The sequence below is a fragment of the Streptococcus sp. SR1 genome (assembly GCF_000526075.1).
In the GTDB taxonomy this organism is placed as follows: Bacteria; Bacillota; Bacilli; order Lactobacillales; family Streptococcaceae; genus Streptococcus; species Streptococcus halitosis.
Window position 1 is genome coordinate 53,309 of the sequence record NZ_JATR01000015.1, and the last position, 24,696, is coordinate 78,004.

The 24,696-nt window shown below is 39.1% G+C and carries 27 protein-coding genes; 24 read left to right on the forward strand and 3 right to left on the reverse strand.

All coding sequences use genetic code 11. The annotated features are described in order from the left end of the window. Nucleotides 1-69: 69 nt before the first annotated feature. The 16 genes from HMPREF1518_RS05250 to tsf all read left to right on the forward strand — a co-directional run bounded on the left by HMPREF1518_RS05250 (nt 70) and on the right by tsf (nt 14,236). Nucleotides 70-567 (forward strand): hypothetical protein, encoded by a 498-nt coding sequence (locus tag HMPREF1518_RS05250; protein WP_080561297.1) that lies wholly within the window; start codon nt 70-72, stop codon nt 565-567. A 122-nt stretch (nt 568-689) separates the two neighbouring features. Next, nucleotides 690-2,843: a pLS20_p028 family conjugation system transmembrane protein gene (locus HMPREF1518_RS05255; protein ID WP_025170327.1), complete on the forward strand. Its 2,154-nt coding sequence runs from the start codon at nt 690-692 to the stop codon at nt 2,841-2,843. A gap of 8 nt (nt 2,844-2,851) precedes the next feature. Continuing rightward, nucleotides 2,852-3,133, forward strand: coding sequence for a BRCT domain-containing protein (locus HMPREF1518_RS05260; protein ID WP_006151897.1), 282 nt, complete (start codon nt 2,852-2,854; stop codon nt 3,131-3,133). Nucleotides 3,134-3,280: 147 nt separating this feature from the next. Further along, on the forward strand, nt 3,281-3,589 hold the full coding sequence (locus tag HMPREF1518_RS05265) for a DUF5592 family protein (protein WP_000274176.1): 309 nt from the start codon (nt 3,281-3,283) through the stop codon (nt 3,587-3,589). Beyond that, nucleotides 3,589-4,236 carry a hypothetical protein gene (locus HMPREF1518_RS05270; protein ID WP_033584669.1) on the forward strand — a complete coding sequence of 216 codons (648 nt, stop codon included), beginning with the start codon at nt 3,589-3,591 and terminating at the stop codon, nt 4,234-4,236. The genes HMPREF1518_RS05265 and HMPREF1518_RS05270 overlap by 1 nt, the downstream gene beginning before the upstream one ends. Nucleotides 4,237-4,246: 10 nt before the next feature. Beyond that, on the forward strand, nt 4,247-6,193 hold the full coding sequence (locus HMPREF1518_RS05275) for a virulence factor (protein ID WP_033584671.1): 1,947 nt from the start codon (nt 4,247-4,249) through the stop codon (nt 6,191-6,193). Nucleotides 6,194-6,212: 19 nt separating this feature from the next. Beyond that, entirely contained in the window at nt 6,213-6,464 is a 252-nt protein-coding gene (locus HMPREF1518_RS05280) for a hypothetical protein (RefSeq protein WP_001107251.1), read from the forward strand. Between the two features lie 15 nt (nt 6,465-6,479). Continuing rightward, nucleotides 6,480-7,820 carry a CHAP domain-containing protein gene (locus HMPREF1518_RS05285; RefSeq protein WP_033584673.1) on the forward strand — a complete coding sequence of 447 codons (1,341 nt, stop codon included), beginning with the start codon at nt 6,480-6,482 and terminating at the stop codon, nt 7,818-7,820. Nucleotides 7,821-7,834: 14 nt separating this feature from the next. Further along, nucleotides 7,835-8,425: a hypothetical protein gene (locus tag HMPREF1518_RS05290; protein ID WP_033584675.1), complete on the forward strand. Its 591-nt coding sequence runs from the start codon at nt 7,835-7,837 to the stop codon at nt 8,423-8,425. 123 nt (nt 8,426-8,548) lie between these two features. After that, on the forward strand, nt 8,549-9,367 hold the full coding sequence (locus HMPREF1518_RS05295) for a ParA family protein (RefSeq protein WP_006151733.1): 819 nt from the start codon (nt 8,549-8,551) through the stop codon (nt 9,365-9,367). Beyond that, the gene (locus HMPREF1518_RS05300; protein WP_006151642.1) at nt 9,364-9,636 is read left to right on the forward strand and encodes a hypothetical protein; all 273 of its coding nucleotides are present in this window, start codon (nt 9,364-9,366) and stop codon (nt 9,634-9,636) included. Before HMPREF1518_RS05295 ends, HMPREF1518_RS05300 begins: the two co-directional genes overlap by 4 nt. A 26-nt stretch (nt 9,637-9,662) precedes the next feature. Then, nucleotides 9,663-10,043, forward strand: a complete 381-nt coding sequence (locus HMPREF1518_RS05305) for a replication initiator protein A (RefSeq protein ID WP_006151485.1) — start codon at nt 9,663-9,665, stop codon at nt 10,041-10,043. A gap of 17 nt (nt 10,044-10,060) precedes the next feature. After that, nucleotides 10,061-10,390, forward strand: a complete 330-nt coding sequence (locus HMPREF1518_RS05310; protein ID WP_006152272.1) for a hypothetical protein — start codon at nt 10,061-10,063, stop codon at nt 10,388-10,390. A gap of 109 nt (nt 10,391-10,499) precedes the next feature. After that, nucleotides 10,500-11,837, forward strand: a complete 1,338-nt coding sequence (locus HMPREF1518_RS05315; RefSeq protein ID WP_033584677.1) for an ISLre2 family transposase — start codon at nt 10,500-10,502, stop codon at nt 11,835-11,837. 500 nt (nt 11,838-12,337) lie between these two features. Next, nucleotides 12,338-13,117 (forward strand): 30S ribosomal protein S2, encoded by a 780-nt coding sequence (gene rpsB / locus HMPREF1518_RS05320; protein ID WP_033584679.1) that lies wholly within the window; start codon nt 12,338-12,340, stop codon nt 13,115-13,117. 78 nt (nt 13,118-13,195) lie between these two features. Next, entirely contained in the window at nt 13,196-14,236 is a 1,041-nt protein-coding gene (gene tsf / locus HMPREF1518_RS05325; RefSeq protein ID WP_000808088.1) for a translation elongation factor Ts, read from the forward strand. Between the two features lie 279 nt (nt 14,237-14,515). Here the strand turns inward: tsf and cysK are convergent, their stop codons facing one another. The 3 genes from cysK to HMPREF1518_RS05340 all read right to left on the reverse strand — a co-directional run bounded on the left by cysK (nt 14,516) and on the right by HMPREF1518_RS05340 (nt 16,633). Next, complete coding sequence (cysK, locus tag HMPREF1518_RS05330) at nt 14,516-15,442, reverse strand: cysteine synthase A (protein WP_000158479.1); 927 nt, start codon at nt 15,440-15,442, stop codon at nt 14,516-14,518. Between the two features lie 96 nt (nt 15,443-15,538). Continuing rightward, nucleotides 15,539-15,982, reverse strand: a complete 444-nt coding sequence (locus HMPREF1518_RS05335) for a PH domain-containing protein (RefSeq protein ID WP_033584681.1) — start codon at nt 15,980-15,982, stop codon at nt 15,539-15,541. Nucleotides 15,983-15,997: 15 nt separating this feature from the next. Continuing rightward, nucleotides 15,998-16,633, reverse strand: a complete 636-nt coding sequence (locus HMPREF1518_RS05340) for a YigZ family protein (RefSeq protein ID WP_033584683.1) — start codon at nt 16,631-16,633, stop codon at nt 15,998-16,000. Nucleotides 16,634-16,689: 56 nt separating this feature from the next. On the opposite strand from HMPREF1518_RS05340, the gene HMPREF1518_RS05345 reads away from it, so the two are divergent. From HMPREF1518_RS05345 to HMPREF1518_RS05380, 8 genes are all read left to right on the forward strand, one after another. Beyond that, nucleotides 16,690-17,988, forward strand: a complete 1,299-nt coding sequence (locus tag HMPREF1518_RS05345; protein WP_033584685.1) for a DEAD/DEAH box helicase — start codon at nt 16,690-16,692, stop codon at nt 17,986-17,988. Next, nucleotides 17,985-18,647: a ComF family protein gene (locus HMPREF1518_RS05350; protein WP_033584687.1), complete on the forward strand. Its 663-nt coding sequence runs from the start codon at nt 17,985-17,987 to the stop codon at nt 18,645-18,647. Before HMPREF1518_RS05345 ends, HMPREF1518_RS05350 begins: the two co-directional genes overlap by 4 nt. A gap of 79 nt (nt 18,648-18,726) precedes the next feature. Continuing rightward, the gene (gene hpf, locus HMPREF1518_RS05355) at nt 18,727-19,275 is read left to right on the forward strand and encodes a ribosome hibernation-promoting factor, HPF/YfiA family (protein ID WP_000599116.1); all 549 of its coding nucleotides are present in this window, start codon (nt 18,727-18,729) and stop codon (nt 19,273-19,275) included. Between the two features lie 247 nt (nt 19,276-19,522). Beyond that, nucleotides 19,523-20,731: an acyl-CoA dehydrogenase FadE gene (gene fadE, locus HMPREF1518_RS05360; RefSeq protein WP_000201480.1), complete on the forward strand. Its 1,209-nt coding sequence runs from the start codon at nt 19,523-19,525 to the stop codon at nt 20,729-20,731. An 80-nt stretch (nt 20,732-20,811) separates the two neighbouring features. After that, nucleotides 20,812-21,660, forward strand: a complete 849-nt coding sequence (locus HMPREF1518_RS05365) for a 3-hydroxybutyryl-CoA dehydrogenase (protein ID WP_025172369.1) — start codon at nt 20,812-20,814, stop codon at nt 21,658-21,660. An 18-nt stretch (nt 21,661-21,678) separates the two neighbouring features. After that, on the forward strand, nt 21,679-22,857 hold the full coding sequence (locus HMPREF1518_RS05370) for an acetyl-CoA C-acetyltransferase (protein ID WP_033584690.1): 1,179 nt from the start codon (nt 21,679-21,681) through the stop codon (nt 22,855-22,857). 320 nt (nt 22,858-23,177) lie between these two features. Beyond that, on the forward strand, nt 23,178-23,957 hold the full coding sequence (locus tag HMPREF1518_RS05375; RefSeq protein ID WP_033584692.1) for an enoyl-CoA hydratase/isomerase family protein: 780 nt from the start codon (nt 23,178-23,180) through the stop codon (nt 23,955-23,957). 15 nt (nt 23,958-23,972) lie between these two features. Beyond that, nucleotides 23,973-24,695 (forward strand): CoA transferase subunit A, encoded by a 723-nt coding sequence (locus HMPREF1518_RS05380; RefSeq protein ID WP_033584694.1) that lies wholly within the window; start codon nt 23,973-23,975, stop codon nt 24,693-24,695. Nucleotide 24,696 lies beyond the last annotated feature (1 nt).

Consider the following 24,696-nt stretch of genomic DNA (forward strand, 5'->3'; position numbering starts at 1 on the left):
AAGTTATATAAACACTTGCAAGAAAAAAAGCTGTTTGCTATAATAAAATAAACAATGGTTAGGAGATAAATGATGAAAGCAAAGTACTTTTTAAGAATTGTTTTAGTAGGTTTAGCCTTGATTATACTTGGAGCTTGTGGTCAAAAATCACCTGATTCTATTGCTAAAAATGTGCTAAAGGATAGCTATACAGGCTTCTCACCAGAACATAGTTCTGATAGTTCTGTTTTTAAGGGTGGAGTAGGAACTACCTTGAAATTTGATAAAGCAGAACGAACCATCTCGAATAACGACGGTAGAAGTGTTAAGTACAGTGTCCTATCAGAGGAACAAGTAAAGACTATTCCAGCCACTTTCAGAGGAACGATTGTAAGTTTAGAAAGTCAGCTGAAAGGAAAGGATAACTTTACAATCGCTGTTGGTGATAATGCAGATAAGCCTGAGGATGCAGGTGCCTATTATCAAGTCGTCTTGACTGAGGGTGGTAAAAAAATCCGAATTATTGAACTCCTTCGTGGCTATAAAGAGGACAATGCTTTCTATGATTTCAACGGAACCGCAGATTAATTTACAAAAGTCTCAATTACTTGAGGCTTTTTTTGTTGTCAGAATTTCATTGTCCCTTTAAAAACGATTTTGCCATTATCGAATATGATAGGGGTATCTTAGAAAGAAAGAAGGTACCTTTAGTGCACTATCAAACCTTTTCAGATTTGGTGAATGAGGTCAAGAATCTCAATGGTGAAATCACAGGCGAGAATGCAAAAAAGCTGGCGGAATTTTATTCCTACTGGGGCAACTATTTAGAACCGACTCCTGCATTTATGGCATTTCTCACTTATTTACCAGGAGGGATTGTCAAGGCTCTTTATCAAATCACTTCCAGCCTAGAACATGTTTTTAATAATATGTTCAAGCTCTTTGGTCTCTTCGGTTATCTGGGCGACCAGAAGACGATTATAGGCCAGTTCTTTTACTGGTTTCAGTTATTGGGGACGTCCTTGTTCACCCTGATTTTGGTCGTGTCGGCTGTCGCTGGAGTTTTTACAAAGCCAGTCAAATACAAAGGGGTCATCACGAATTTCCTTTTGGTAACGGCTGTAACTGCCGTATTGCCACTAGCTTTGACCACCATCTCAACAGCAGTGGCACAGGATGCCATGTCTATCCAGACAGTCTCCAGTGAAGCGCCATCTGGTAGCCAACCGATTTCTTCCTTGGCTCTTCAGCCCATGAAAAATAATGTAGTAGACTTAAAAGTCTTGATCTACAAAGATTTTTCTACGGAGCTGTTTCCAATGGATGATTATGGCTTCATCAAGCCTGTTCAGGAAGGCTCTACTCCTGTCAATAATATCACGGATGACCCTGCACAGCGGGATACAACTGATTTTGCGACCAAGATTGATTTTGGGGCAAACTATGGTACAACAAATCCAGAAATGCTAAAGAGGATGCAGGAAGACGACAAAATAGCAGGAATTAAAGGCTTGTTCCTCCATAAGTTGAATTCTAATAATACAGGAGTTGAAAGCATTACAGAACACCGCCTCATTAATCAATTGAGTGCTTTTGAATCAGTTTACATGCGCTATAAAGTCAACTGGATAGGGATGTTTCTCCAGTACATTATCCTGATTGTTCTATTGGTCAGCATGATCATCAAGCTCGTCAAATCAGTTTTTGATATTCTGATTGAAGCAATGATTTCTCCGATTCTCGGCTATAGTTCTCTATCAAACTCAAAGAAATACAAAGAGTTGTTAAGAACGATTGGCGGTGCCTTGGCAGGAATCTTCTTTGAAGTTATCATTATGCGTGTAACCCTTGAGATTTTCAGAGATTTACCAATCCTTTCTGTCTCAGCTGTATCGAAGCTTTCTGGCGGATTCTTTGACGGACTCAACATGTGGGAACAGTGCCTAGCAGCTGCCTTTGTTTATGTTGGAGTATTCTTCGCAGCTATGCAAGGAGTGGCCATGATTGAGCGCTGGCTTGGAGTTTCAACAGGTCATAGTGAAACAGCTCAACAACTGCTCGGAGCTATGATGATGGGCAATGCCTTTGCGGCTGGAGCAGGCGGTCTCTTTAATGGTGGTATGGCACTTGGTCAATTTGGTATGGATATGGCACAAAAAGCTCCAGATGCCTTGTCTAAAGGAAGTCAGATTCTAGGAAATAGCCTAGCCAGAACTGGAGGTGGTATTCAAGGTGCTTTGAACTCTATAAAAGATCAGGGCTTGATGAATGCGGCCAAAGGTGGTGTAAGTAATATGGTTGATTTGGCAGAATGGAAAGCATTTGAAGCCATGCAAAATGGGAAAGGGGCAGTTGGTAACGTTTTAGATAAGCTGGATGATAAGGCTGTCTCTGCTCAAAATGCGACCTATAACGCATTGAAAAACGATGCAGTTCCTGGTATTAATAAGCCTGGACCAGTTGATATTCCTGAGCCTCCAATTGACCCAGGAACAACGGACGCACCTATTGTCGATCCAACTTCTTCAGCTGAAGGAGTGGAGTCCCCAATTCAAGATCCACCACTTCAAACTGAAGGAGCGGAGCCACCAATTAAAGAGTCAACTCATCCAACTGGAGGAACGGAAGCTCCAATTCAAGATTCACCTCATCTAACTGGAGGAACGGAGCCACCAACCCAAGGTTCATCTCAATCAGTTGTAGAATCGACACAAGCACCGAAACAACCAGACTCTTCTCAACAAAAATTTCAACAGAGTATGAGTCAAATGAATTACATGAACCAACAGATGCAACAAGCAGGACAGCGTATGCAAGGAGGACGTCATATCACAGGTGCTGAAAGTCCTGAAGAGGAGGAATAGGATGAATTATGGATTTAACAGGGAAGAATATTGTTATCACAGGAAGCTTACGTCCTCTAACTCGAGAAGAAGCCATACGATTTTTAGAAAGTAAAGGGGCTGTCGTGCAAAACTATGTGTCTTCTAGGACAGATATATTGGTTGTAGGACACAAGCAGTTGAATCTTTTTGATCCAGATAAAAGTTCTAAGAAGCATGATGCAGCGCTTAGAAGACTATCAGAAGGCCAATTGATTACTTTTCTTTCTGAAGAATCATTCTTTGATTTAGTTAAGAAGTCTCAAGATTGAGGCTTCTTTTATTGTGCAAAAAAGTATATAACTTTTTGTGTATTTACTTCCTGAAAGATAATGGCAAAAATGCTATTGTCCCTTTAAAAGATATTTTCGATTATTCATTATAATGTGAGTGTCAAAACAAATATAAAGGAGAAATTCATGTACGGTGAAAAATACGGTGTACCTAGAGATATCTATGCCAAAATCAAGATTATAGGCCTTCTTATTCTAGATATTGCTTTTGTAGGAATTACTGGAGTAATCGCTTTGAGCGTTGGCTTAAAAATCTTTCCTAAAAGCCAGTGGATACAGATGTTCGCATTCATTTTTTTAACACCAGTTTTGAGTTTGTATCTGGTGTTACCAGCTAACGGTGGCAAAAAGAACTGGCACAGCATGTTTCTTTTCTTCAGACGAAGAAGAAAACGTTATATTAGCTTGAATTATATCAGAAGGAGAAAACCATAATGGCGATTAAACAAATTCAACCCTCAAAAAACGAGAAACGCCCTCTGGGACGTATCCAAGAAACAAAGAAACAAACGCAGGAATATTTTGATTTACATTCTTGCGTTGAGTTGTTAGATGTAAAATCAATCATTCCAAACAGCCAGGCTTATATCCAGTTAGTTGATTATGGCTACTTGCAGCTGATGGAGATACCAGGTAAAGATTTAGGATCGATGTCTTATAACGAGGTTATGAGAACTATTGAAAATTTTGAAACCTGGTTGACTCGATTTGGACCGAATATCCAAGTGGAGACGACAACTTTACCAACAAATACAGATACGCAAATTTCTGACTTGCGCCATCATTTGGATTTAGTGCGACAAGAAATGTCTAAGTTATCAGTAAATGATAGACGTTTTTTACAACTCAAGGATCGTGAAATTTGGCTTCAAAGCCAAATTAAAGTTGAAGAAAGCATCCGACAAGAAGTCTATAATACAGAGTTTATACTGTGGTTATTTGCGCCTACAACAACCGAATTGGACGAATTGGTTCGTAAGGCTAAAACTTATGGAAATAATGATTTTGTTCCACAAGATATCAGCTACAGGAAGAAAATTCAGATTATAAAGCAATACAACAATATGAATGAGAAAGTATAGGAGAGATAGCATGCCTGATTTATCAAAACGTAGACAAAGACAACTAAAAAATGAAGGATATGACCTTGCCTTTCTTAGCCAGATTCAACCGCAAGGAAATATTGATTTTCAAAAGGATGACCGCTCCTGGATAAGTGGAGATGGATACCATACGGTCTTACACTATTATGAATATCCAACTGAAGGAATGGATCGTTTTTGGCTTTCTGAATTGTTGTTGATTCCTGGAACACGTTCCTTCCTATCGCTGTACAAGGAGGATAACAGACAGCTTCAAAAAGAGATTGAGGACTCTATTGAAGAGAAGTCAACACGGATTACAAACAATAGTAAACTAACCAATAATCGGAAAGAACTAGATGAGATTGATAATCTTAATAAACTAAGCCGTGAAATTGATAAGCGAAATATAGCTATGTATGGGATGTATATTCGTGTCTTTGTGTTTGCATCAACAAAAGAAGAATTATTTAAGAGGGTTGAAGAAGTCAAAGACAAAACGTCGAAATTCAAATCCACTATTCTGTCTGGAGAATTAGATTTTGAATACCATGCTCCATTTATTCCAGCCGAATATCAGATTGATTTGCCCAATCATCGAAGAGGGATACCGACTCCAGCTCACTCAATAGCTGGTGGATATTTCTTTAATCATACGAAGCTAGAAGATGAGAAAGGCTTCTATCTTGGATGGACTCCAACAAACGGAGCAGTAAATTTCAATTTTCTAGAACGTGACGAGAAAAGAACACGCTCCTTTATGATCCTATCGGGAAATCCAAAGATGGGACAACGATCTTTTCTTATGAAACACACAGATGGTCTCTATGCGAAGGGTCATTATATTCGTAACTTTGATGCTACTGGCCAGTTTCTTGATCAGACACGAAAACAACATGGATTGATTCTTGATTTATCAGGAGAGGCTAACCGTATCAATATCTTCCAGGTATTTCCAACAGTAACCAATGAAGCAGGAACTGAAATTGATAAGAAGAAATCTTACAACCTTCATATCGAGAAACTGAAGAGTATCTATAAACTCCTGAATAATGAAGTGACAGGAGACGATTTAATTACATTTGGAACTCTCCTGAATGATTTCTATATTGAGGAAGAATTGTGGGCTCGAAATCCTTCGTTGAATCCAGAAAAACTGAAAGCGACGGATATTGTGAAGGAAGAGTATCCTATTCTGTCTGATTTTATTTTGTTTGTTGATGCCTACAAACGTCGGCTGGAACAAACTAGTGCGGATGAAGCCGAACACAAGGCTGTTAAGCGTATTTACAATACGTTTAACGAACTATTGACAACAAACGCAGAAATTTTCGAGGGAACAACCGAATTTCAAGATATCTCTTCAGAGCAAGTTGTAACATTTGACTTCTCAGGGTTGAAGAACGCCCCTCATTTGTTAAATGTTCAGATATTCTCTGTTCTTTCACTTGTCTCAGCTGATATTGTCAATAACGGAAAACGCTGTAAGCAATTACTGAAGAGACGTCCTGACTTAACGGAGATGGATATGCAGCACTATATTGTCAATATTAGTGGGGCACAGACACTCATTGACCCTAAGCATGAAAGTAGTGTCAACCTTCTGGCTGATATGATTGATACAATGGGCGAAAACTTTGCTGGTGTTGTATTGTCTGTTAATTCACTGCGAGGGATTCTGTTTGAGACGGGGATTGGCACTCATAAGGATCCGTACGTAACGGCAGTCCAGAGGATTTTTGGTCTGATGCAATATAGAGTTTTTGCTCAGACGGACGAAACCAGTGTTCCTCTACTAGCTAACGCCTTATCTGGATCAATGAACCAGTCTGAACTAGAGACTTTGCCTCGTCTGGCGAAAGGACAGTTATTCATGAATATTGCAGGGGTAGGAAATCTGGTCTTTAACCAACAGCTGTTAGCCCCTGAAGTTGAGCGCTATGGCGGTATTGAGTAAGAAAGGAAGGTAAACCAGAATGGCCAAAAATAAACTAGGAATGATTGCCAGGACTAAGCAGAGATTTGATCAATACGTATTGATTCGTAAATATCGCATGCAACAAGAAAGAGATTATTTCGCTTCAGAGGGAGAATCTGATCCAAAACGCCTGGAAGCACAAAAAGAACGAGATAAGGAGTTTTTGAACGGTCTCAAGAAGATTGGAATAGGATTTATTGTATTTTTAGTTTTTTATGGAATTTTGCGAACAATATTAGGATTATGGTAAATAAGCGAGGTATCCATGAAAAAAATATTTAAACTGAAGATCCTCATTCCTTTTGTGGCTCTCCTATTAATTATCAATGTTGGGATAACCATGTTAGTTGGGATAATGGGAGCTGTAACCAATAATGGAAGAAATGATTGTGGTGCTGTAGAAACAACATCTTCAACTGGCGACTCCACAGTTTCTTCAGCTGATGGTTCCATCGATGACTTTGTAAAAAAGCATAAGGAAGCCTACATCCTGTCTTGGAAGGCAGGAGGTTTCCTACCTTCAGCCTCTATCACTCAAACAATGATAGAGAATGGCTTCAATTTTACGAATCCTAATGGTACTTCTTTCTGGAAAGCTCACAATATGGGAGGTGTTAAAACCTCTAGTAAAAGTAATTTTCCAGTTACTCTTGCGACGTATGGTGAAGATAGTGTTGATTTAAGTGGGACAAAGCCTGGAGCGAATGTCGGAGACGGTACAGGAGGAGCTTATACTTGGTTCTCTAGCTACGATGCAGGGATCGTAGGGAAAGCTGAGTTTATGGCTCACCAGACACTCTATAAAGGGGCTATAAACAATACAAATGGTATTGCTAGCCTATCTGCTATAGCAGATGGTGGATGGGCCACAGATGGCACTTATAAGAGCAAACTAACTGATATGTACCAAAAACTAGGTACGAAGTATCAGTGGCTTGATAAGGAAGCTATTGCTGCTCATGGCGAGAAGCCTTTTGAAGGATCCAGTACACAAGATATCAGTTCTTCAGATAGTGCGGTGTCTTCTTCAGCTGAGAGAAGTGGATGTGGTGAGTCAGGTAGCAGTACCGATGGAACGGGAACTGTCCCTTCAGATGCGACTGCGTGGGGGTACAAACCAGAAGACTTACCAGATAGCTTGAAACCATTCATTATTGATCCTAAGAGCTTAGGCATGGATTATGCTAAGTCTACAGGATGGTATAATCCTGGAAGTGACGAGTATGCTGGACAATGTGTGAATCTTACAATTAGTATTGGAAATCACTTATGGGGGCATTCTGGTTCAGTTCAAGGTAATGGGAAAGATCAGGCAGCAGCATGGGCTGCAATATTTGGAAATTCAGTTAAGGCTACACCCAAAAGAGGCGCTATTTTTTCTACACAGGTAGGAGGTGGAGGATATGGTCATACTGGAATTGTATGTCATGTTTTCGAGAATGGCTCTATCTTATTTGTAGAACAAAATACACCTCTGAGTGGCTGGGATCAGTTCAAAACTCCATATACATGGAATTATCGTATTTGGACTAAATCACAACAACAAGAACAGGTAATCTCTTTTGCTTATCCAGATGACAGAGAAGCTAAATTAAGTTCAAATTAAAAGGAGTATATAAAATGATTGATTGGATAAAGGAGAATATGGTTGTATCGATTGTAGTTGGTATTCTATTGGTTTTGGCAGGAATAGGGATTGTATCGAGTTTCAGGCCATCTCAACAAACTAAAATAGAAGAAGCTGCACAGGTGAGTTCTTCAGGAACCACTCAAAACGAGCTGCCTTCCAAAGAAGAAACAGCAGACGAGAAGAATTATCGGACAGCTAAGTTAAAACTAGAACGCCCCTACGCAGAGGCAAGCTCAGAAGACAAAAAAGAAGTGTTAAAAGCCTTTGAAGAAGCAGTAGCAGATATAAAAAAGACGAATTTTCTGCCAAATGTCAAGGGAACAATCGAGAATCATTTATCTATGACACAGAATGCGATGGTTCAAACCTTTGCGATGGCTCTTCTGACGAATCAGTATGATTTTCAACCTAAACAATTGGAAGTGATGCCAACTGAATCAGATGATGTGATTCAATTTTTGGTTGTTTTAACTAAGAATGGAGAAGAGAACAGCTATTTCGTTGGAAATTTCAATACTACAGTTCAACAAATCCAGCTAAAAGCCTATGTTGGCGGAAATATAGGTGGTACATACGGATAACAAGTTGCACAAAAAGTTATATAACTTTTTGTGCTTTTATATTGACAAATAAAGTTGTTTTAGGTATAATTAAGTATATAAAAAGTTATATAACAAAATATACAATTATCCAAGGAGGGAATCATGAAGATTCAGACTACAAACTTAGGAAAAGGTGGCGGTGGGAAGACTACAGATACCTTTAATGAAGGAGATTGGTTGGCACGTGTTAAGGGACTTAGAACACTACTCATTGATGGCGCTTGGGAATGTAATTTAACAAGAACATTTGATGTAAAATGTGAGAAAACTGTCTATGATATATTTACAACTGGAGAGTATGAAATTGTTCCAATATCGGAAAATCTCAGTTTGATTTGTGGTGATGAGCGTTTGACAGATGAGCAGTTAGATCTTGCTAGTCGAAACAACAAGTATCTCCAGTTGTTTATGTGGTTTAGCGAACATTACGAAGAGTTAGAAGCGCAATTTGATGTCATTCTAATTGATACGCACAATGATGAGAGTTTAGTTACAGCAAATTTTATAGCTGTATCAGATATTGTCTTGGCTGTTTCTGATGCCTCTCTTAATGGTTTTCGTGCCTGGTTATCTTTGAAAAATTTTGTAGACTTCATTAAGAGCGAGGCTATCGAAGTTATTACTAAGAAAAGCTATGTTAAAGCAGAACCTTATCTTATTGGGAATAAGATTAAGTACGTTGGAAACAATGTAACAGACACCTGTAAACAATTTTTAGAAGTTGTTGAAGAAGATCAGGCTTACTTGGGATCTATCCAGGAGAAAGAGCTCATGGCCAAGAGCCTTGTGATTGGTCAGAGTGTCTTTAAGCAGCATGAAGAGATGACAGCTAACCAACAAGAGACACATCAGAAGTTTTATGATAATATAAACTACGTATATGAAAATATTTTGAGTGTGTTAGAAGGAGAGGTAGCATGACAGAGAATCGATTCGCACAAGTAAAACAAACATTCCAAAGTACACCAAAGAGAGAAAAGCCTCCTTTGTCGAGGAAACAAAATCAGGAGGCTAGAAAGTCTCCTGAAAGCTATAACAAAAAGCAAAGATATCCATTCTCTTTACATCATAATGTTAGATACGATATGCTAGATGCTTTAGTAGAGTATCACGGTGAAAAATCAGCTTCATCTTATCTCGAGAATCTGATTATAAGAGAATGGGAAAAGATGGAGCGAAAGAAAAAATAGCGTTCCATAAGAAAGGAAATGCAGCAATGAAATACTTATCAAATCTATCAGATATTCCTGAATTTTCTTCAGCAGCAATAGATTCAGGACAAATTGTCATCCCTCGTCCAATAGTAGACAACCCACAGTTCAATGATTTGAAGAGTAGTGGAATTTTTCTCTACATGCTTTTGTTAAATCGTTTAAGAGCTGCAGTTGACTTCGAATTAAAAGGATATGATGAAAATGGAAATACTTTTGTATGTTACCCTATAGAGGAGCTAATGGAGGCTCTTCAATCAGGTAAAAGTAAAGTGATTTCTTTGAAAAAGAAGCTAAAGAATCATGGTTTAATTGAAGAAGTCCGCCAAGGATCCAATCTACCCAATAGAATTTACCTAACAGATGAGATTTTAAAATATTACTGATGAAGTAGGAGGAATCTATGATGATTTTCATTGATATTAAAAGACTTGTTCAGCTGTTCTTTATTTTTATCGGAGCTATAGCAATCTATGTGTTCTATAAAACATTTGGACTTAGTACGGTGTTTATAATTGTTTTAGGTTTGGCCGTTTTGAAATTCGCTCCAGCTTTCCTTCCAGTTGTATTATTACTGTATTTGGGACTTCACTTTACAGGTGGTTTTTCCTTTATTGCAGATGGAATTGTGACGGTTTTATGGAGTATTATTTTGATTCCTATGGGGATAGCTACTATTGAAATGAGCAAATCCTATTTGAGTAAGAAAGAGAAACCCTGGTATGACAAGTAAGAGTTTATCTGAAAAGATAGGCTCTTTTTTTGTCAGAACAAAGGATTATTTGAACATTCAGGTCAAAATTTATTAAAATAAGCGTAATTTTAATAAGGGAGGATTCTGAATGGCTTTCTTTGATGAGAGAGAATTAAAAAATCAATTGCTGTTTCAAAATGCAAAAGAATTTTATAACTTTGTTTCTAGGTATGATGAGGAGATGATTCCAGTCATGAAAGCAAAGGGCTATACCTGTATTCATTCAATGGAGCGAACCGTCGCTTTTACATTTGGTGAGTTTACTTTCAGAAGAAGACGTTGGAAAAAGGGAGATCATTGGGTCATTCCAGTAGATGAAAAGTTAGGGCTTCAAAAGAACGTCCGCTTCTCATGGGAATTTATGTACCAGGTGGCCAAATTATCTACTTTGATGCCATATGATAAAGTAACTCAGGTGATCCAATTGACTTATCACATCTCTATCACAAAGCCAATTGTAGTAAAAGCTGTAAAAATCTGTGAGAAGTTATTGGAGGAAAGAGAAGGCTATCGATATTATGAAGAGAATAAAGAAGTTAGCAAAAGAAAAGCCCAGGTTATTTATATTGAGGGTGACGGTGTGATGGTCAAAGCACGAGACACACAGAAGGATAATAAACATTATGATTTATCCCATTTTGTAGTCCATACGGGAAGCCATAAAGTTGGCAGCAATCGATTTGAACTCCAGGACAAAAAGGAATTTATTGGCCTTGATAACCGCTTAGTGAGGGAGCAGGTGATCGATTATCTGTTCAATAATTACGAAATTACGAATCAGACTTTATTAATTACGAACTCTGATGGAGGTCATGGATATACACCCTATGTTTTCAAAGAGATTGCGAAGGTTTTGCGAATTAAACGCCACGAACATTTCTGGGATGAGTATCATGTAAATAAGGAGTTGAAGAATTATTTAAAATTTTACTCTGAAGATCTATTAGAGAGAGCTTTCCAGGCGATTAAGCAACATGATAAGCAGTTAATGAGAACTGTCCTAGATACGACCGAAAGTTATATCAATACAGAAGAAGAACAAGAGTTGTTTGAGAAGTTCAAGAGTAAAATATTGAGAAATTTCCAATATACTAAACCAGCCGAACAGAGAGGATTCAGTCATGCAGGAATCGGTATAATGGAGAGTCAGCATCGTAAGGTCACTTATAGAATGAAAAAAAGAGGAATGTATTGGACTCTTGCTGGAGCTGAAACGATGAGTCGGATAATTGTTTTGAATTATGAGGATTCCTTGAGGGAACTATTCTTTGGCAACTGGAGAGAGGATTATGAAAAATTTATTTCTTTAGAGGAAGTTTCTGCTTATACCATTAAAAAGAGAATGAGTAAAACTGATAAAGAAAACACATCTAGATATCAATGTTACCCTGATAGTAAAAGGTTATCCTACTTCCGAAAACAATAGAAGTACATAATAAAGTGTATAAAAAGTTATATAATAATAACCTTTGCAAAAAAAGGTCTTTTTGTGCTACAATCAAACATAAAATGCTTGCGCGGTATGTAAAAATGTGTTATAATCTACTTAAATTAATCGAATAAAAAAAGACGAAAAGTGCGCTAACACTTCTCGCCTTACCGAGTAAGAAACCGACCTTCTTACTCAGTCTTTAATTAATGATACCTGATAAGTGTATCAATGTCAAGACTGAGCAAGAAATTTGTTCAGTCTTTTTTTAAAACTCGGTGATGTTCTCCTAAAAATTGTATGAATTTAGGCGTTCTAAAAAAATCTACCGCATACAATCTATCAAAATCACTTGAAAATATCGCTAAAATGTGGTAGAATGAAACTTGTCGTGTAAACGATAATACTCATTCTTGATGAATTGTGAAACTGTTGCCCTCGGGTCGTTTTGCAAGTTGAAATCAAGAAGAGGAAAAAAACAAAAAGGAGAAATACTCATGGCAGTAATTTCAATGAAACAACTTCTTGAGGCTGGTGTACACTTTGGTCACCAAACTCGTCGCTGGAACCCTAAGATGGCTAAGTACATCTTCACTGAACGTAACGGAATCCACGTTATCGACTTGCAACAAACTGTAAAATACGCTGACCAAGCATACGACTTCATGCGTGATGCTGCGGCTAACGATGCAGTTGTATTGTTTGTTGGTACTAAGAAACAAGCTGCTGATGCTGTTAAGGAAGAAGCAGAACGTTCAGGTCAATACTACATCAACCACCGTTGGTTGGGTGGAACTCTTACGAACTGGGGAACTATCCAAAAACGTATTGCTCGTTTGAAAGAAATCAAACGCATGGAAGAAGAAGGAATCTTTGATGTTCTTCCTAAGAAAGAAGTTGCACTTCTTAACAAACAACGTGCACGTCTTGAAAAATTCTTGGGTGGTATCGAAGACATGCCTCGTATCCCAGATGTAATGTACGTAGTTGACCCACATAAAGAACAAATCGCTGTTAAAGAAGCTAAAAAATTGGGAATCCCAGTTGTAGCGATGGTTGACACAAACACTGATCCAGACGATATCGATGTAATCATCCCAGCTAACGATGACGCTATCCGCGCGGTTAAATTGATCACAGCTAAATTGGCTGACGCTATCATCGAAGGACGTCAAGGTGAAGATGCAGCAGCAGTTGAAGCAGAATTTAAAGCTTCAGAAGCTCAAGCTGACTCAATCGAAGAAATCGTTGAAGTTGTAGAAGGCGACAACGCTTAATTCAAATAAGTAATCATTACCTAGGAGGGCGGGGCTTAGCCCGGCTCTCCTATTTTTAAAAAATATAGGAGAATCAAAATGGCAGAAATTACAGCTAAACTTGTTAAAGAGTTGCGTGAAAAATCTGGTGCTGGTGTTATGGACGCTAAGAAAGCATTGGTTGAAGTTGAAGGTGATATCGAAAAAGCAATCGAATTGCTTCGTGAAAAAGGTATGGCTAAGGCAGCTAAGAAAGCTGACCGTGTTGCAGCTGAAGGTTTGACTGGTGTATTTGTTAACGGTAACGTTGCAGCAGTAGTTGAAGTAAATGCTGAAACTGACTTCGTTGCGAAAAACGCTCAATTCGTTGAGTTGGTAAATGCAACAGCTAAAGTAATTGCTGAAGGTAAACCAGCGAACAACGAAGAAGCACTTGCTTTGACAATGCCTTCAGGTGAAACTCTTGAAGCAGCCTATGTATCTGCAACAGCTACAATCGGTGAAAAAATCTCATTCCGTCGTTTTGCTTTGCTTGAAAAAACAGATGCGCAACACTTTGGAGCATACCAACACAATGGTGGTCGAATTGGTGTTATCTCTGTTATTGAAGGTGGAGACGAAGCGCTTGCTAAACAAATCTCAATGCACATTGCTGCGATGAAACCAACAGTTCTTTCTTACAAAGAATTGGATGAGCAGTTCGTTAAAGATGAGTTGGCACAATTGAACCACGTGATTGACCAAGATAATGATAGCCGTGCAATGGTTGGTAAACCAGCTCTTCCACACTTGAAATATGGATCAAAAGCTCAATTGACTGATGAAGTGATTGCTCAAGCTGAAGAAGATATCAAAGCTGAATTGGTTGCAGAAGGCAAACCGGAAAAAATCTGGGATAAAATCATCCCAGGTAAAATGGATCGCTTCATGCTTGACAACACTAAAGTTGACCAAGCATACACACTTCTTGCACAAGTATACATCATGGATGACAGCAAGACGGTTGAAGCCTACCTTGATTCAGTTAACGCTTCAGTAGTTGAGTTCGCTCGCTTTGAAGTTGGTGAAGGTATCGAAAAAGCTGCAAATGATTTTGAAGCTGAAGTTGCAGCTACAATGGCAGCAGCCTTGAATAACTAAAGAATCTGAAACAAAATAGTTCTCAGCCACAAAAAAGCTAGAGGTTTCCAATTGAGGAACTCTAGCTTTTTAATTTTGACTCCTTCTCTTATTGTATTTTAAGAGGTTATTGGCCATGAGTATGAATCCCATGTTAATTCTCACTTGACGCTTACCTCTCAGATTACATCTCGTGTAACCCCAGCAAGCCTTTATCTGCCCCAAAACTTTGTTTTAGAGAATAGGCTCTATATGAGTATATAAAAAGCCCTTTAATAAGGGCTAAGTGCATTTAGGAGACTACACTTCAAATTCGTAGAGTGCTGTAGACAAATAACGTTCGCCGTTATCTGGTGCTAAAGCAAGAACTTTCTTCTCTGTACCTAATTTCTTGGCAACCTCAATTGCCCCGTAAATTGCTGCAGCTGAAGAAATCCCAACAAGGAAGCCTTCTTTTCCACCAATTTCACGTCCGAGTGCTAGAGCATCATCTGACGTTACGCGGACGATACCATCATAGGCTTTTGTATCAAGGGTTTCAGGAATAAATCCAGCTGAGATGCCTTGAATTTTGTGAGGTCCTGGTTTTTCACCAGACAAGATAGCTGACTCGTCTGCCTCAACTGCATAAACTTGAATGTTTGAATTTGCTGCTTTAAGAGCGTGAGAAACACCTGAGATCGTTCCACCGGTGCCAACACCACCCACAAAAGCATCTAGTCCATCAGAACCGAAAGCAGCCAGTATTTCAGCTCCTGTTGTTCTTTCGTGCACTTCTGGATTAGCTGGATTATTAAATTGGAGGGGAAGGAAGCCGTCACGTTCAGCGGCGATTTCCTGAGCTTTGGCAATAGCCCCTTTCATTCCTTCACTTCCAGGAGTAAGGACGAGTTCAGCACCATAGGCTTGGATAATCTTACGTCGTTCCACACTCATCGTTTCAGGCATGACGATAACAACTTTATATCCTTTAGCGGCACCAACCCATGAAAGACCGATACCAGTGTTTCCACTCGTTGCTTCAACAATGGTAGCACCCGGTTTTAGAATACCATCTTGTTCCGCTTTTTCAATCATACTAAGGGCAATACGGTCTTTTACTGACGATCCAGGGTTAAAAGCTTCTAGTTTAACATAGACGTCTGCAGCACCCTCTGGAACAATGTTGTTGAGTTTAACAATCGGTGTTTGTCCAATTAGTTCAGTGATATTATTATAAATAGTCATAGATATACCTCTTTGTATAAGATGATACTAGTATAACGCGCTCAAGGCTATTTGTAAAATATAGAAATCCTATCAAAGTGATAGGATTTTTTTATATCAAAGGTCTAAGCCATTAATTTTTAATCGATTGTGATAAGCCAATTCTAATAAATAGGTGTAAAGCGGAAGGATGTCCGTTTTTTTAGGGAATTCAAATTTATGGAAACTCAGATGCTCATTATGTGCTTTTAGAAAGACATTTTCTAAATAAGTGATCGTAATCTCACTATCATCTATACCTGCTCCAGCAGTTTCCATTTCAACGTTTACAATGTTCATCAAAAAGAGTGACTTAACAGACATCTTGCGACCAGTGGCACCTTGCTTATCTGTAAAGATGATACGGATATTTGTAAAAATAATTGAATCGCGAATAAGTTTATATCCACTTTGAATTTCTTCATTCTCTAGTAGATATTGTCCATATTCTTTGATAAGAGTCTCTTTGTTTTCCTCGCTGAAGTTACCAGCAAGTCCTTGAATAAATTTTCCAAACGCCATGTATTTCTCCTTTGTTTACACTAAGTTTACAGGGACTTCAACTTCTCGTAAACCTTGATCCGTTAAAGTAACCTTTCCATTAAAAAACTCTACAAGAGCAGCCTTGATATTTTCTTTCTCTTCCTTATCAACATAAATCATTGTATCAACTTGATCTGTAAAGTTTGTATCCAGCTCCATGAGATTATGTTCTTTAAGAAAATTGCCATATTCTTGATACTGAGTGTAGGACATCTGAATGGCTATACCAGCCTGTTCTTTGATTTCAATAATGCCAATTTCTTTGACAGCCAAGGCCACACTACCTGCATAGGCACGGATCAAACCGCCAGCACCTAGTTTGATGCCACCAAAGTAGCGTGTCACTACCACACAGAGATTGGTTAGATTATGATTTTCTAAGACACCCAGCATAGGGACTCCAGCAGTACCACTAGGTTCCCCATCATCACTCGTACGTTTGATTTCACTGCGTTCCCCTATAATAAAAGCAGAGCAGTTATGGGTGGCTTTATAGTGTTCTTTTTTGATGGTAGTGATGAAGTCACGAGCCTCTTCTTCGCTATAAACACGCTTGACATGACAGATAAAGCGGGATTTTTTGATTTCTTCTTGGACCTGCCCATCCTCTTTAATTGTTCTAAATTCCATGATTCAATTGTACTAAAAAAATATCTAAAGTGCTAGATTTTTACGAATATTAAAGTATGAAAGTAAATCCAAATTACCTCGGTCGCTTGTTTACTGAGAAAGAATTAACGGAAGAAGAACGACAGGTAGCAGTGAGACTGCCAGCAATGAGAAAAGAGAAGGGGAAACTGTTTTGTCAACGTTGTAATAGTTCGATTCTAGAAGAATGGTATTTGCCTATTGGCGCATACTATTGTAGGGAGTGCTTACTGATGAAGCGAGTCAGGAGTGATCAAGCCTTATACTATTTTCCGCAAGAAGATTTTCCTAAGCAAGATGTCCTCAAGTGGCGTGGTAAGTTAACCCCTTTTCAGGAGAAGGTGTCAGAGGGATTGATTCGAGCAGTCGAAAAGAAAGAACCGACCTTGGTTCATGCTGTAACAGGAGCTGGAAAGACGGAGATGATTTATCAAGTTGTGGCCAAGGTAATCAATAATGGTGGTGTAGTGTGTTTGGCCAGTCCTCGAATTGATGTATGTTTGGAATTGTATAAGCGACTGCAGAATGACTTTGCTTGTGAGATAGCACTGCTTCATGGCGAATCAGAGCCCTATTTTCGAACTCCACTAGTTGTTGCAACGACTCACCAGTTGTTAAAATTTCATCATGCTTTTGATTTGCTGATAGTAGATGAAGTAGATGCCTTTCCTTATGTTGACAACCCTATACTTTACTACGCTGTAAACCAATGTGTAAAGGAGGAGGGGTTAAAGATATTCCTTACAGCGACTTCTACAGATGAGTTAGATAAGAAGGTTCGCACAGGAGAATTAAAACGATTGAGCTTGCCAAGACGATTTCATGGAAATCCATTGATTATTCCTAAACCAGTCTGGTTATCGGATTTTAATCGCTGTTTAGAGAAAAATCAATTGTCAACCAAGTTAAAGACTTATATTGAGAAACAGAGAAGAACAGGTTATCCCTTACTGATTTTTGCATCAGAGATTAAGAAAGGCGAAAAACTAAAAGAAATCTTGAAGGAGCAGTACCCGAATGAGAATATCGGCTTTGTGTCTTCTGTGACAGAAGACCGATTAGAGCAGGTGCAAGCTTTTCGAGATGGAGAACTAACAATACTAATCAGTACGACAATCTTGGAACGCGGGGTTACCTTCCCTTGTGTGGATGTTTTCGTAGTAGAAGCTAATCATCGTCTCTTTACCAAGTCTAGTTTGATTCAGATTGGAGGGCGAGTTGGACGCAGTATGGATAGACCAACTGGTGAGTTGCTCTTCTTTCATGATGGATTAAATGCTTCCATCAAGAAGGCAATCAAGGAAATCAAGCAGATGAATAAGGAGGCAGGGTTATGAACTGTTTATTATGTGGCCAGACTACAAAGAGTGAGCTGACTTTTAGCAGTCTCTTCCTTTTGAAGGATGACTGCAGTTATCTTTGCTCAGCTTGTGCTTCTAGTTTTGAGAAGATTGGAGAGAATTATTGTCCAAACTGTATGAAAACAGATATGTCAACTAAGTGTCAAGATTGTAAGTTTTGGTGTAAAGAAGGAGTTCGTGTTGATCATAAGGCAATCTTTACCTATAATCAAGCTATGAAAGACTTTTTCAGTCGCTATAAGTTTGATGGCGATTTTTTGCTTAGAAAAGTTTTTGCTTCTGTTCTTGCTGAGGAGCTGAAAAAGTATAAAGGTTATCAATTTGTTGTAATTCCCCTAAGTCCTGGAAGATTGCTTGAGAGGGGGTTCAACCAAGTCGAGGGTTTGGTTGAGGCAGCAGGCTTTTCTTTTAAAGATATATTAGGAAAAAGAGAAGAGAGCGCTAGTTCTTCTAAAAGCCGTTTGGAAAGGTTGGCTACTGAAATTCCATTTTTTATTAAAGATGGAATCTCACTTCCTAAGAAGATTTTGCTGATTGATGACATCTATACAACAGGGGCAACTGTGAATCGTGTGAAACGACTTTTGGAAGAAGCAGGTGCTTTGGAAGTTAAAACTTTTTCCTTTGTAAGATGAGGAAAAAATTTGCAAAATGAAAATGAAAGCGTTATAATATAGTTAGAAAAACAAAAATGTTTAGAAAGAAGGTACTTATATGATTAAATATAGTATCCGTGGTGAAAACCTAGAAGTAACAGAAGCAATTCGTGATTATGTAGTTTCTAAACTCGAAAAGATCGAAAAGTATTTCCAACCAGAGCAAGAGTTGGATGCACGTGTGAATTTGAAAGTTTACCGTGAGAAAACAGCAAAGGTTGAAGTAACAATTCCACTTGGATCTATTACTCTTCGTGCAGAAGATGTTTCTCAAGATATGTATGGTTCTATCGATCTTGTAACAGATAAAATTGAACGTCAGATTCGTAAAAATAAGACTAAAATCGAACGCAAGAATAAAAATAAAGTTGCGACAAGTCAACTCTTTACAGATGCTCTAGTTGAAGATGCAGATGTTGTGCAACCCAAAGTCGTTCGTTCAAAACAAATTGATTTGAAGCCAATGGATTTAGAAGAAGCGCTTCTTCAAATGGATTTATTGGGACATGATTTCTTTATCTATGTAGATGTAGAAGATCAAACAACTAATGTTTTGTATCGTCGAGAAGATGGTGAAGTTGGTTTGCTCGAAGTAAAAGAATCATAAAATTGAAATAACTAATAAGAGTGGTTTACTGATTTGTAAACCACTTTTTCTTGTGCCTATAAGTAAGTAGAAAAACGAGGAAATCCTTGATAAAACAGTCAGAATCAGCCCCTATAATCTGAACTTATAGGGGTGTTTATATTTATTAAGTAGACAAAATAATACCCTAAGGGATAGAATGGGGTTGTCAACAAATAGCGAATACAAAAATGTAAGCGCTCTTATAACAAATAAAGGAGTCATGACTATGGCAACAAAAGAAGAAATTTTACGCGAACTATATCCTGAGGACCTTTTTCACTATGCGGATGGTCTAACTTTGGGAGAAGCAGAGGTTTTACAAGAAACTCGCCGTTTGATTGAGAAACATCTCCGTCCGGTTATTAATGAATACTGGGAAAAACCTGATTTTCCTTTTGAAGAATTCTATGCTGTGGCTAAGGGCGCTCAAATTATGAACAATCCAAAATTGTTTGAAGGACGTGAGGGCAGCTGGAAACCTTCTGAACTTTATATTGCTTTCTTGTATCTTGAACTTGCTCGCTTCGATGCTTCTATGGCAACATTCTACACCGTTCATGGTGGACTTTGCTACAACACAATTCTCTTGGGTGGTGATGAGCGTCAACAAAAAGAATTTCTTCCAAAACTAGCTGCATTTGATTGGCAAGGTTGCTTCGCTTTGACTGAACCTCTTTCAGGTTCTGATATTGCTGGAGGACTTGCAACTACTGCAGAACGTGTTGGAGACAAGTGGATTCTAAATGGTGAAAAACGCTGGATTGGTGGTTCAGATACTGCGGATGTCGTTCCTGTATTTGCTCGTGATGTTGCGGATGGCAAGGTGAAATGCTTTATCGTTCGTAAGGGAGCTCCTGGATATCATGCGGAACCAATCCCACATAAGATTGCTCTTCGTTGTGTCCGCAATGGCCATATTACTATGAAGAATGTAGAGGTTCCAGATTCAGACCGTTTGGTAAATATCAATGGTTTTGGTGATGTAGCCCGTATCTTGACCTTCACTCGTGCGGACGTTGCTCACATTGCTATGGGAGTGACTTGTGGATCTTATGTAGCAGCTCTTAAATATGCTAAAGATCGTGAACAGTTCAAACGTCCAATTGCCAAATTCCAAATTGTTCAAGAAAAATTGGCTCGTATGCAAGCAAATGCTGTAGCAGTTATTGCTTATTCAACTCGTATTGCTGAGATGCAAGAGAAAGGTAATGAATTGATGCTTAACTCTGCTCTTGCTAAGATGCACAATTCCTTGGTGATGCGCGAAACAGTTGCCCTTGCTCGTGAAACTTGCGGAGGTAATGGTATTACACTTGAGACAGACGTTGCTCGTTTCTTTGCAGATGCTGAATCAATCTATACCTATGAAGGTTCACACGAAGTGAATGCCTTGATTGTTGGTCGTGAGATTACTGGACTAGGTGCCTTTGTTTAATGTCAGAAGGGCGATTGAAGGATTTCTGTTCAATAGTCCTTGCTTCATGCACTGGATTTTTGTAAAATAAGAAGGAGAAAATAATGATATCTAAGGTGATGATTATTGGTTCTGGTCAAATGGGAAGCGGAATTGCTCAAGTATTTGCTCAGGCTGGTTTTACAGTTTACTTAAACGATATTAAAGAAGAATTTGTTCAAAGAGGCTTGAATAATATCACAAAACAATTGGAACGTTCAGTTGAAAAAGGACGGATGTCTGCGGATGAGAAGGATCAGGTATTGGCCAATTTGCTTCCATCTGTTTCATATGAAGATGCGAAACAAGTCCAATTGGTGATTGAAGCTGCAACTGAGAATCGTGAGATTAAGTTGAATATTTTCAAACAATTGGATGAATTGACAGATCCTAAAACTATCTTAGCATCAAACACATCCTCTTTGTCAATCACGGATATAGCTGCTGCTACTAAACATCAAGAGCGCGTGATTGGAATGCACTTCTTTAATCCTGCCCCAATCATGAAACTTGTAGAGGTTATTAAGGCCTTGCAGACTTCAGAAGAAGTGGTTCAGGCGGTTCGTGAACTGACAGTGAAAATTGGTAAAACACCAGTTGATGTTAAAGATTCTTATGGTTTTGTTGTGAACAGAATTTTGATTCCTATGATCAATGAAGCCATTTACATTCTAGGTGAAGGAGTGGCTAGTGCCGAAGAAATCGATGAAGCGATGAAACTTGGTGCAAATCATCCTATTGGACCTTTGGCTCTTGCTGACTTGATTGGGTTGGATGTTTGTTTGGCTATTATGGGCGTCCTAAACCAAGGGTTTGGTGATCAAAAATACCGTCCTGCCCCTCTTCTTAAGAAAATGGTCGAAGCAGGAAAATTGGGACGGAAGACAAAAGAAGGTTTCTTTACTTACTAGACACTGATGGAGGTAGTCATGAAAGACGTAGTTATTGTTTCGGCAGTGCGAACACCTTTAGGTTCCTTTGGCGGGAGCTTGAAGAATGTTTCTGCTGTTGATTTGGGATCTTTGGTAATTAAGAGTGCTTTGGAAAAAGCGAATATTAAACCAGAGCAGGTAGATGAAGTGATTATGGGGAATGTCCTAGGCGCAGGTTTAGGTCAAAACGTAGCTCGTCAAATGAGCATTCACGCAGGACTCCCTGAATTTACACCAGCCTTTACTATCAACAAGGTTTGTGGTTCCGGTTTGAAGGCAGTGCAGTTGGCTGCTCAAGCGATTCGATGCGGCGATGCAGATATTATCGTAGCTGGTGGTGCAGAAAACATGAGTCAGGCGCCATACGTTTTGCCAAGTTTCCGTTGGGGTGGTCGTATGGGAGATTCGAAAGTGGTAGATACCATGATTAAGGACGGTTTGTCTGATGCCTTTAACGAATACCATATGGGGATTACAGCTGAGAATGTGGCAGAAGAATATGGTATTAGCCGAGATGATCAAGATGCGCTTGCTTTGGAATCACAAAAACGAGCAGTGGCGGCTATAGAATCTGGACGCTTTAAGGAAGAGATTGTTCCGGTGGTTATTCCTCAACGTAAAGGCGATTCTATCGTCTTTGATACAGATGAATTTCCTAGAAAAGATGCTAGCTTGGAGAGTCTGTCTAAGCTACGACCTGTTTTCAAAAAAGACGGTTCTGTTACAGCGGGTAATGCATCAGGTATCAATGACGGAGCAGCGGCTGTCTTGGTCATGAGCGCTGAAAAAGCTGAAGAATTGGGACTCCCAGTGATTGTTCGCATTCGTTCGTATGCAAGTGCAGGTTTGGATCCTAAAATTATGGGATGTGGACCGATTTATGCGACTCGCAAAGCTCTAGAAAAAGGCAATTTGACAGTTGATGATCTTGACTTGATCGAGTCAAATGAAGCCTTTGCTGCTCAGGCTTGTGCGGTTGGGAAAACACTTGGCTTTAACACAGATATTGTCAATGTTAATGGTGGCGCGATTGCTCTTGGTCATCCAATTGGAGCTTCAGGCTGCCGTATCTTAGTGACTCTGGTACATGAGATGATGAAACGTGATGCCAAAACTGGTTTAGCAACTCTCTGTATCGGAGGAGGGATGGGAACAGCCCTCATCGTTGAACGTTAGTTATTAGAAAACTGAACGTCAGTTCCTCTTTTTCAATATTACGATTACAAAATGAGATATTGATCCGATCTCATAGTTACATACCTTATCAAGTGTCTTTCTCCGAAAGTGCTTGATAAGGTATTTTTGCTTTTCCTAAGACTTTGAGGGTAGATTGAATGGCTCTATTCTATAAGCTGGACTTATAGGTCTATAAATAAAGATTAAGTAGACGGATAGGGAAAAAAGGATTATGATGAAAATGTAAGCTCTTACATTTTGTGTTGGTATTTGTTGACGCTGTACTCTGTACTCAAAATAAATCAAGTAGGAGCAGAACAATGAGTAAAACTGTTTTATTAGAGGTTAAGAATGGTTTTGGCTATCTAACAATTAACCGTCCATCGGCTTTGAACGCTTTAAGTTCAGAAGTCTTAAAGGATTTGAATCTCGCTTTAGACCAAATTGAAGCAAGCGAGGACATTCGTGTTGTCATTGTGACCGGTCAAGGAGAGAAAGCATTTGTCGCAGGAGCAGACATTAAAGAGATGGACCAAATGTCTCCAATTCAGGCTCATGAATACATGACCTATGCGAACGACACCTTTACCCGCTTATCTGAATTGACTCAGCCAACTATTTCAGTATTGAATGGTTATGCTTTGGGAGGCGGTTTAGAATTAGCTCTTTCAACTGATATCCGAATCGGCTATGACAAGACAATGGTTGGCTTCCCTGAAGTCGGCTTGGGAATCATTCCTGGTTTTGCAGGTACTCAAAGAATGTCTCGTTTGATTGGTACTAGTAAAACAAAGGAATTAATCTTCACTGCTAGAATGGTTAAAGGACAAGAAGCATACGATCTTGGAATTCTTAACAAGTTGGTAGCAGCAGAAGAACTATTGCCTGCGGCAGAAGAGCTAGCAGGAGCGATTATGAAAAATGCACCGCTAGCAGTTGAAAAAGCTAAACATATTATCCAAGTTGGCTCAGAACTCCCTCTGAAAAATGCTATTCGTTTGGAAACAGAAGCGGAAGCTCTACTCTTCTCAACAGAAGATAAGGTAGAAGGAATGCGCGCTTTTGTTGAAAAACGCAAAGCTGTCTTTCAACGTAAATAAGAGAGGAGATAGGTTATGAAAGTTGTAACATTGTCTGAAGCTATTTCCTTGATTCATTCAGGAGATAAAGTTGGTATTTCTGGTTTTCTCGGAGTGGGAGAGCCACTTGAGTTAATTGAGGAACTGGTTCGTCAAAACCAGCAAGATTTGACCTTGGTGTCTGTTGTAACCTCTCAACCCGGTAAGGAAGTTGGAGTTGGTCGACTTTGTGAAAACCATCAGGTTACAAAGTACATTGCAGCCCATGTAGGGACATCCGCTGCTGCTCAGCATGATTATTTCTCGGGAGCCATGAAAGTGGAGTTCACTCCGATGGGAACTGTCGTAGAACGCTTGCATGCTGCGGGCGCGGGCCTTGGAGCAGTCTTAACACCAACAGGTGTAGGAACAATTCTTGAAGATGAACACGAAAAAGTGACTCGAAATGGAAAAGAATATTTGATTTATGATCCATTGAAGATTGATGTTGCCTTGATTAAAGCTACAAAGGCGGATAAGTATGGCAACCTTTATCTGGATGGGACTACTAAAAACATCTCCCTTCAACTCGCTCTAGCAGCTGACACAGTTATTGTTGAGACAAACGAATTGGTTGAAGTCGGAGACATTGATCCAAATGATATTTACATCCCTGGTATCCTAGTTGACTATGTCGTTCAAGGATTGACACCACAAGAGCATCATCAGATGATGGGAGATCTGTGGACAGAGACAAAGAAACTGGCGGGGGTGAAGTAAA